We start from the raw sequence: 9,541 nt of genomic DNA on the forward strand, positions 1-9,541 counted from the left end.
TCTGGATAATGCTGAAGTCTATTATTTACTGTAAAGAGTGTTAAATAGAATGAATTAATGGGATAGATTATTATAGTCAATAAAAATATAGTTTTATACTTTATAGTAATAAGATGTCAGTAAGCTAATAAAACTACACAGGAATAAATATTTTGTTCTCGTTATTTTGGCGTGTGTTGATTATTTATTTTTATTAAATGAATCACTAGTGAACTGAATTTTAATTATCAATATCACGTCATGGTATTGGTATCACGAAAAACATATTGTCTTAATATCATTACCTTAAGTAGTTGTATAGGATATTAATATTGCTTTGTGACATGGTAAGAAATTAAACACGGTTATTAAGGGGGTATTTTACAGGCGCTGATTTCAAAGCTAGAGATTGAAAATTCATTTTAACTTATTGTTTAAATTATATTTGTAATAAAGCGTAAGCGCAGAATGCGCACAAAAATCAGAACGTGCATTGTTGTACATGAGGAATAGTTTATTTGCCTTGTATTACTGTGTATTTAAAAGCTATCCGTATTTAAAAACTACAGTTTTTGTCGGGTTAATGCTGAGATTCACTCTTTACTGCGAAGGATGGTAAATGGAATGAGTTAATAAGATGGATTGTTGTGATTAATATAGAATATTGTCTTGTGTCTTATAATGATAAGATATAAGCAAACTAATAAAATAATAAAACTACACAGAGGTAGATATTTTATCCTCGTTATTTGAGCACATGTTGATTATCCATTTTTATAGATAAATATACCCAATAGATTTCGAGTTGCAGCGAGGCGGCAAGTGAACGAATCCCCAGGAGCANNTGAAAGATGAAGGGTATAAAGCGTAATTATATCTCTTGGAGAATCGGGAATGGGTGTTTTTAATAAAAGAAAAATCGCGTTAGGCGTTATTGCTGCAATCTCATCTGGCTCAGTTTTTGCGGCTAGTAGCAGTAATGACACTATTTTTGTCACTACGGCAGCAGGCTTTCAACAGAAAATTGAAGATGCGCCAGCGTCTATTTCTGTGGTGAGCCGTGAACAATTGGAAACTAAGGCTTATCGTGATGTGACTGATGCATTGAAAGATGTGCCGGGGGTCGTTGTTACTGGTGGTGGTAGCAACAGTGATATCAGTATTCGCGGTATGGCGTCTCAATATACGATGATTCTGGTTGATGGTAAGCGTGTTGATACCCGTGGTACTCGTCCAAACCGTGATAATCCAGGGATTGAACAGGGGTGGTTGCCGCCATTGGCTGCGATAGAACGTATCGAGGTAGTTCGTGGTCCTATGTCTTCTCTTTATGGCTCTGATGCGATGGGAGGGGTGATTAACGTCATTACCCGTAAGGCGCAGAAAGAGTGGAAAACTAGCTTCCGCGCTGATGGCACTTTGCAAGAACGTTCTAAATCAGGTAATAGCCATCAAAGTAGTGTGTATACTTCTGGTCCAATTATTGATGGATTATTAGGGCTGAAAGTGAGTGGCCTGTATTCTCATCGTAATGAAGATAAATTTATCGGTGGTTTTAACAAACAGGAAATGCGTAACGGGTCAGCCACTTTCTCTTTCACGCCCGATGAGCAGAATACTTTTGATTTTGAAGCGGGACGTTATGAACAAGATCGTGATTCTACTGTAGGGAAAACAAAGACGAGTAGTTGGCGATCTCCAGGTAATAGTGACAGTCGATATAAAAGAAATAATTACTCTATTACCCATAATGGCGTTTATGATTTTGGAACATCGACAACGTACTTCCAGCGTGATGAATCACGTAACCCAGGTCGTGATATGAAATATTACGATAATTTGTTCAATACTCATACAGTATTTATGTTGGATGATCATTCATTGAGTATCGGTGGTCAGTATCGTTATGAAGATTTGCGCGATGACGGGAATCAATTGGCTTCTGCTAAAAATATCAATAAGCTGACTCGTTGGAGTTGGGCGTTATTTGTTGAAGATGAATGGCAAATGACCAATGACTTTGCTCTGACCGGTGGTATCCGTATGGATAAAGACGAAAACTTCGGTAATCACTGGACTCCACGTTTGTATGGTGTATGGCATGTTGATGAGCAATGGACGATTAAAGGTGGTGTTTCTACAGGATATCGTTCACCAGAATTACGTCAGGCGGCATCTAATTGGGGGCAGATTACGGGGGGAGGTGGTGATCCAGCGATTATCGTCGGTAATCCGGATTTGAAACCGGAGAAGAGCTTCAATCAGGAAATTGGTGTTATCTGGAACAATCGGGATAACTTCAATATCGGTTTAACAATATTCAACACTGAATTTAAAGACAAAATTACTGAATTACGTCGTTGTACTGATCCAAGTGGTAGGTCTCAGGGCAAATGTGTTATTGATGGAACTGCTTATAAATTTATCAGTGACCGTGTGAACATTGATAAAGCCAATATGCGTGGTGTAGAAGCGACGATGAACTGGGATATTGTTGATAACTGGGTATTGGCGGCAAACTATACGTATATTGATTCTGAGCAAAAGAGCGGTTACTTCAAAGGGAAGCCTTTGAATCAGATGCCTAAACATATGGCGAATGCAACCTTAAACTGGCAGGCTTTACCAGAAATGCAAGCTTGGGCCCGTGTTAACTACCGTGGTAAAACGTCGAGTTATTTATCACGTACCTCTATGGAGAAAGGGACACCGTCTTATGCCTTTGTAGATATCGGTGTCAGCTATTATCTGGCTGAAGGTTTACGCTTGGTAGGGGGGGTATATAACGTATTCGAAAAACAAGTCACTGAAGACACCCATGATATAGTATTGGATGGTCGTCGTTATAACATTGGTATCAATTACGACTTTTAATAACGCGTTCTAACTAACATTGCCATAATCCTCCTTGTTTGTTGCTGACAAGGGGGGTTTTTGTTTTTACTTATACCTGTAAAACTGAATAGCAATCCGTTTTGTGTTGTGTTAAAACTTAGCTCACGTCGAAGAAATGTCTATAACACCGTTGAATTCCATAGCGTCATCAATGAGTGTGGTAAAAAATAATGAACTTTTAGTGCGACGAGTATTGCTATTTCAGGTCTTCAAGTGCAGAATTCGCCCACTAGAGAATAACTGATGCGTTTATATGTGTCGGTTATTTTTTTTGCTTTGACTTATTTTTTACTGTACCAGAGGCCGGACTCTGAGCCGGATAGATAATTGGCCCACGAGCAACCGTAATGAGAATCGGTTGTCGTAATGAGGAACGCTAAATATGGAGCAATTATTCTCTTTTGCACTTGTACCAATCGGTACATGCTGCTGCATTGATGACTACGGAGCGTTGCGCTCTGCGTATAATCCAGCCTCTAACTCTCCTGCCTATAGGCAGAAGCGAAGTCTTCCCAGTAACTGTCGATTAAGTAGTGTCATAACGCGAATCGAAGTTATGGGAGGTTTCGCTCATGTCTCGTAATACTGCAATCCCACTAGGCGCCAACCAGACTGGTGCGAACAATCGTGTTCAACTCAGAAAAACACTGACCTTAATGCAGGTGGTGATGATGGGGCTTGCTTATCTGCAACCTATGACCATCTTTGATACTTTCGGCATTGTTTCTGGTTTGACTGACGGTCACGTAGCGACATCTTACGCTATTGCTTTGGTCGCCATTCTGTTTACCGCTCTGAGCTACGGCAAATTGGTAAAACGTTTCCCATCTGCCGGATCTGCATATACTTATGCACAAAAATCCATTAGTCCGCACGTTGGCTTTATGGTGGGTTGGTCATCGCTATTGGACTATATGTTCATGCCGATGATTAATGTCTTGTTAGCGAAAATTTATCTTCAAGCCATTTTTCCTAGCGTAGATCCGTGGATCTTCGTTGTGGGTTTTGCATTACTGATGACAGCTTTTAACCTGCGTGGCATTAACGTTGTTGCTAATCTCAACACAGCAATTGTTATTGTTCAGGTCGCCATTATGGTTGTATTTGTGGGTTTACTGATCCACGGTGTGTACAACGGGGAAGGCGTAGGAACTTTATGGAGTGCGAAACCATTCGTTTCTGAAGATGCCCGTTTGCTCCCAATGATTACTGGGGCCACGATTTTGTGCTTTTCATTTCTAGGATTTGATGGCATTAGTTCGTTGTCGGAAGAGACACCGAATGCTGGTAAGGTGATTCCGAAAGCAATTTTCCTGATAGTATTAATCGGTGGTGTTATCTTCATTGCGGTTTCTTATTTCTTACAGCTCTATTTTCCGGATGTCTCTCGGTTCAAGAACCCAGATGAATCTCAGCCGGAAATTATGCTGTATGTAGCGGGTACTCTGTTCCAAGCCATTATCTTGGTGTTCTCTTGCGTCACCGTTTTGGCTTCTGGTATGGCGGCTCACGCGGGGGTTTCCCGTCTGCTCTATGTTATGGGACGAGATGGCGTATTTCCTGAAAAAATATTTGGCTATGTTCATCCAAAATGGCGGACTCCGGTAGTCAACGTATCGCTGGTAGGTATTGTAGCGTTATCTGCTATTACTTTTGATCTGGTTACGGCAACAGCTCTGATTAACTTTGGTGCGTTAATAGCGTTCACCTTTGTAAACTTGTCAGTTATTTCTCAATTCTATATCCGTGAACGTCGCAATCGTACACTAAAAGACACAATTAATTTCTTGGTACTGCCTGTGATAGGTGCTTGTACAGTGAGTGTACTGTGGATGAATTTGGAACAAAGTTCTATGGAATTGGGGCTAACTTGGGGAGCAATTGGTCTGGTTTATATGGTATTCCTGACCCGTCGCTTCCGTCAGCCGATGCCTCAATGCTCTGAAATGGTTTAATATCTAGTATTAAAGAATAATGGCGCCGAATTTGGCGCCATTATTTTTACTATGTTGCTAATTTATCGTAATAGTGAAGAAAAGGGAGCTTAAGAAAAAAAACAGCGAGGTAGCTTACAGATAAGAAAAATTTCAACGGAAAACGGAGAAAAACAATCTATGCTCTGAGAGGTGATTCTTATTAAGGAAGAGACTATGAATGGTACAAAAACCTCTCAAAATCAACAACTCATTACTACCCTGACCAATATTGTCGGTAAATCTCATATCCTGACTGCTCCCCATAAAACTGAACGTTATCGTAAAGGCTTTCGTTCCGGTCAGGGAGACGCTTTAGCCGTCGTATTTCCCGGCTCGCTGGTGGAACAGTGGCGTGTGTTTAAGGTCTGTGTTGAAGCAGATAAAATTATCTTAATGCAAGCGGCCAACACGGGAGTCACCGAAGGTTCTACTCCGAATGGCAAGGATTACGATCGTGACATAGTGATCATTAGCACGTTGCGCATGAATAAAATTCAGATTTTAAAACAGTGTAACCAGGTAGTTGCGTTACCAGGCAGTACATTATGGCAACTTGAACGTGCGCTCAAGCCACTGGGACGTGAACCTCATTCGGTTATCGGTTCTTCCTGCATCGGTGCTTCCGTGGTTGGCGGCATCTGTAATAATTCAGGAGGTTCTTTGGTTCATCGTGGGCCAGCTTATACTGAAATGGCATTGTATGGACGGGTTAATGAGAGCGGTAAACCAGAATTGATTAATCATCTGGGTATCTATTTGGGAGAAACACCTGAAGAGATTCTCTCTTGTCTGGAAGAGCAGCGTTACAGTGATCAGGATGTAGAACAGGGTCAACGTAAAGCATCTGATCATGAATATGCCCAACGAGTGCGTGACGTAGATGCGGATACTCCATCTCGTTTCAATTCTGACGAGCGCCGTTTGTTCGAAACTTCAGGTTGTGCCGGTAAGCTGGTTGTGTTTGCGGTCCGGCTCGATACTTTTCCGGCCGAACCTTTGTCTCAAGTATTTTATATCGGTACCAACCAAACTGGCGTATTGACGGAATTGCGTCGCCATATATTAGCAAATTTTCATCATTTACCGGTGGCGGGTGAATATATGCACCGGGATATTTTTGATATTGCGGAAACTTACGGTAAAGATACTTTCATCATGATTGATAAGCTTGGTACCGATAAAATGCCGGCTTATTTTACTTTAAAAGGGAGAATGGATGCTATTTTCAACCGGGTTCCATTTTTACCTTCTAATCTTATCGATCGCATTATGCAGGGGTTAAGTCGTTTACTTCCTTCCCACTTGCCTAAACGTTTGAAAGAATATCGTAATCGTTTTGAGCACCATTTGATATTAAAGATGTCTGGTGATGGGGTTGAAGAGGCCAGAAGCTGGTTGGAAGAATATTTTAGCCGGGTAGAAGGGGATTTTTTTGCTTGCACACCGGAGGAGGGTGCTAAAGCGTTCTTGCATCGTTTTTCCGCTGGTGGATCAGCGATCCGTTATCAAGCGGTGCATAGTAACGAAGTAGAGAATATCCTTTCACTTGATATCGCTTTGCGCCGTAATGATCGTCAATGGTTTGAACAATTACCTCCAGAGTTTGATGATGTACTGGTACATAAACTTTATTGTGGGCACTTTATGTGCTACGTGTTCCATCAGGATTACATTGTTAAAAAAGGGGTGGATGTACATGCATTGAAAGAAAAGATGATAGAACTGCTTGATAAGAGAGGCGCGGAATATCCCGCAGAGCATAATGTAGGTCATTTATATCAGGCTAAGCCTCAACTTAAGGCTTTTTATCGGATGACTGATCCCACTAACACTCTCAATCCAGGAATTGGGAAAACATCCAAGTTAAAAAACTGGGGCAAAAGATCTTAATGTCAATATTCTCAGTAGTTACAACGCCATGCTGGTACTAAGAAAGTTTAAATCTGTAAAGATTGATGAGAGAATTATCGTGTCAGAAAGAAAGGCGAGTATATATGACTCGCCGTTTTATATTTATTCACCACCCGTTTAATTATCCAGCCAGTTGCACGGCATACTCCATGAGTGCTTTAAGCTGACGACATTTTTCTTCGTTGCCTTGATATTCAGTAAAGAGTTGTTCAATTATAAAGAAATATTCACTGAGTTTATCCTGAGTTAATACATCTTGACGATGACGTAACCAGCGTTGTTGTTCATCGTAAGTTAGAGTAGCAGGGTAGTTTCTGGCACGGTAGCGGAATAACAGCGTTTTAATCCGTGGGTCCTGAAAAGTCAGATCGAGTGCAGGTAAATTTTGAGGCAGTGTCTCACGGATAATATTCATTGCTGCTTTATCGGCATCACTAAAAAAGCCATTATACAGCTTAGCGTCAACATTATCGGATTCAGGGAAAGGTTCGGCCTCTGCAAACAATTCTACAACTTTTTCTCTGATTTGTGGATTATTCCGTAGAATAGCTAGATTTCTTTCGCAATGATCACGATCCAATCCAATACGTTCAGCGTCTTCTGCTCGCAAAGTGTTATCGGGAGCGATTATCGGGCACTTATTAATATGAACCAGTTTTATCGGGACTGGTGGTTGATCCGGCTGCAATTCATCATGGCGGGTATATAGACGTTCACGCAACGTATCTGCATCCAATTCCAGTAATGGTGAAATATCTCCCGCTAAATCGCACATAATAACAGCATTCTGGTTTACTGGATGCCAGGCAAGAGGCGCAACTAAACTGAGGTTGCTACGAGCAGCGCCAAACATCCCGGAAACATGAACCAGAGGTTTCATTTGAGGGATATCAATGAGGGCGCTAATTTTCCGCTTATTTCTTAACTGGAAGAAATAATTGAACATCTTTGGCTGTACTTCTTTAAGTAATTTTGCCATTGCGATTGTGGCGTAGACATCAGACATCGCATCGTGAGCATGTGAATGTTCAACGCCATTTGCCTTGGTCAGATGTTCTAGCTTAAAGCTAGGTAGGCCATCTTCATTCTCTGGCCAGACAATACCTTCGGGGCGTAAGGCATAACAGGCACGTAATACATCAAGCATATCCCAACGGGAATTACCTTTTTGCCAACTATAAGCGTATGGATCATAAAAATTGCGGTAAAAGATATTCCGGCTGACTTCATCATCAAACCGAATATTGTTATAACCGAGGATACAACTGTTCGGTATGCTGAATACATTGTGAATCTGGCGGGTAAATTCCGCTTCATTAACCCCTTTTTCTAATGCAATTTGAGGCGTAATGCCTGTAATCATGACAGCTTCTGGTTGTGGGAGATAATCATCAGCAGGTGAACAGTAAATAACTAATGGCTCTTCAATAATATTGAAATCCATATCAGTACGAACACCAGCAAACTGAGCTGGTCTGTCTAAGGCCGGATGTTGACCAAAAGTTTCGTAGTCGTGGATGTAGAAAGTGGGTTGTTCGCTGCTATTTTTCACTGTTGTTCAATGTCCAATGATATGTTAATTGTTTGTTTCTTCTGTTTTTTCAAAGAATGGATGACATTTTTGCCATAAAATACAGACAATTGTTGCTTACTATCTTAGAGAATCTAGGTAATTGCAATCAATATTGCATACATGTTTTCCTACTTTCTGTTCTGCGATTGGAAGCCAATTATTAACATTTTGGGATGAGAATAGAAAATTGTACGTTTTAAGGTCACTTATCCTTGATTACGTTGATGTATTTACTTCAATAATGTAGGTGAAATTTCTAAAATATTAATAGTGTGAATATGTCAAATTTAATTTATTTAAATATTGACGGTAAAAATATGCAACATTGAGGTTTATTTAATGAGATATTTGATAAGTTCACTAAAGGATTAGATAAATAACGATAAAAATCATGATGCACATAATTCAAATAGATTATAATTAGTAAACGTAGGAGTTATTCTTTCTCTGGGGGAAGTCGACTGATAATTATATTTTTCAGGGGGAAATTTCCTGTTATTAATAGTATTATAGGAAATTCATCAACTCCTTTTACTAGTTATCTGATAAACTGTTTAATGGATTTTATATGAAAACAAAGCATATAATTAGAATATAGTTTCCTAAATATGTTTAGTCTTATTATGGATAATTAATCTCTTGAAAATGCTCATTAATAGATTCAATATATTGATCACTTAAACCAGTTTCATATTGGATTCTTTCAAGTAAATTTATTCTATTGACACTATAAAATGGCTTAATAGAAACCCCATTTTTTGGGTGGGTTATTCTGATAATGGGAATTCTTGTTCTACGTGCATGGCCAAAAGAGATTTCGTAACCATCCAAATCAAAAGGAATTTTTTTCATCACCCAACCTAGTCATCATTATGTTTTTCGTCAATTTTAATTATGTTTAGGCAATAAGGAATTTTTTATTTTATTATTAAGACGAATATCACAAATATAGTGGTTTTTGTAAGGTATTTAAATAATAAACTAATGAACCATTTTGATTTTATATAAATTTCCATTCGAAATGATTTCATAAAAATACTATTTTGTGAGAAATTGTAAGATAAAATCATTTGCGAAAATTCAAAGAGTATAGAATCCTATGGAGGATGTTTATTATTTGAAATTTTAATAATATTCCATACAATCAATTGCCTTTATTTAACTTGTTTTTTTAACGGCTGGATTAATAATTTTATTCCTAAATAAT

Annotated in this window: 5 protein-coding genes; 3 read left to right on the forward strand and 2 right to left on the reverse strand. The window is 39.2% G+C overall.

Going from position 1 to position 9,541, the window contains the following annotated elements; genetic code table 11:
• Window positions 1-873 precede the first annotated feature (873 nt).
• From V2H77_RS09655 to dld, 3 genes are all read left to right on the forward strand, one after another.
• Complete coding sequence (locus tag V2H77_RS09655; RefSeq protein WP_341498620.1) at window positions 874-2,853, forward strand: ligand-gated channel protein; 1,980 nt, start codon at window positions 874-876, stop codon at window positions 2,851-2,853.
• A 593-nt stretch (window positions 2,854-3,446) separates the two neighbouring features.
• Window positions 3,447-4,829 (forward strand): APC family permease, encoded by a 1,383-nt coding sequence (locus V2H77_RS09660; protein WP_341498621.1) that lies wholly within the window; start codon window positions 3,447-3,449, stop codon window positions 4,827-4,829.
• 195 nt (window positions 4,830-5,024) lie between these two features.
• Entirely contained in the window at window positions 5,025-6,740 is a 1,716-nt protein-coding gene (gene dld, locus V2H77_RS09665) for a D-lactate dehydrogenase (RefSeq protein WP_341498622.1), read from the forward strand.
• A 142-nt stretch (window positions 6,741-6,882) separates the two neighbouring features.
• Here the strand turns inward: dld and sbcB are convergent, their stop codons facing one another.
• Complete coding sequence (gene sbcB / locus V2H77_RS09670; RefSeq protein ID WP_341498623.1) at window positions 6,883-8,313, reverse strand: exodeoxyribonuclease I; 1,431 nt, start codon at window positions 8,311-8,313, stop codon at window positions 6,883-6,885.
• Window positions 8,314-8,955: 642 nt separating this feature from the next.
• Window positions 8,956-9,186: a hypothetical protein gene (locus tag V2H77_RS09675; RefSeq protein WP_341498624.1), complete on the reverse strand. Its 231-nt coding sequence runs from the start codon at window positions 9,184-9,186 to the stop codon at window positions 8,956-8,958.
• Window positions 9,187-9,541: the final 355 nt, after the last annotated feature.

The sequence above is a fragment of the Photorhabdus sp. P32 genome (assembly GCF_038085095.1).
Lineage (GTDB): Bacteria > Pseudomonadota > Gammaproteobacteria > Enterobacterales > Enterobacteriaceae > Photorhabdus > Photorhabdus luminescens.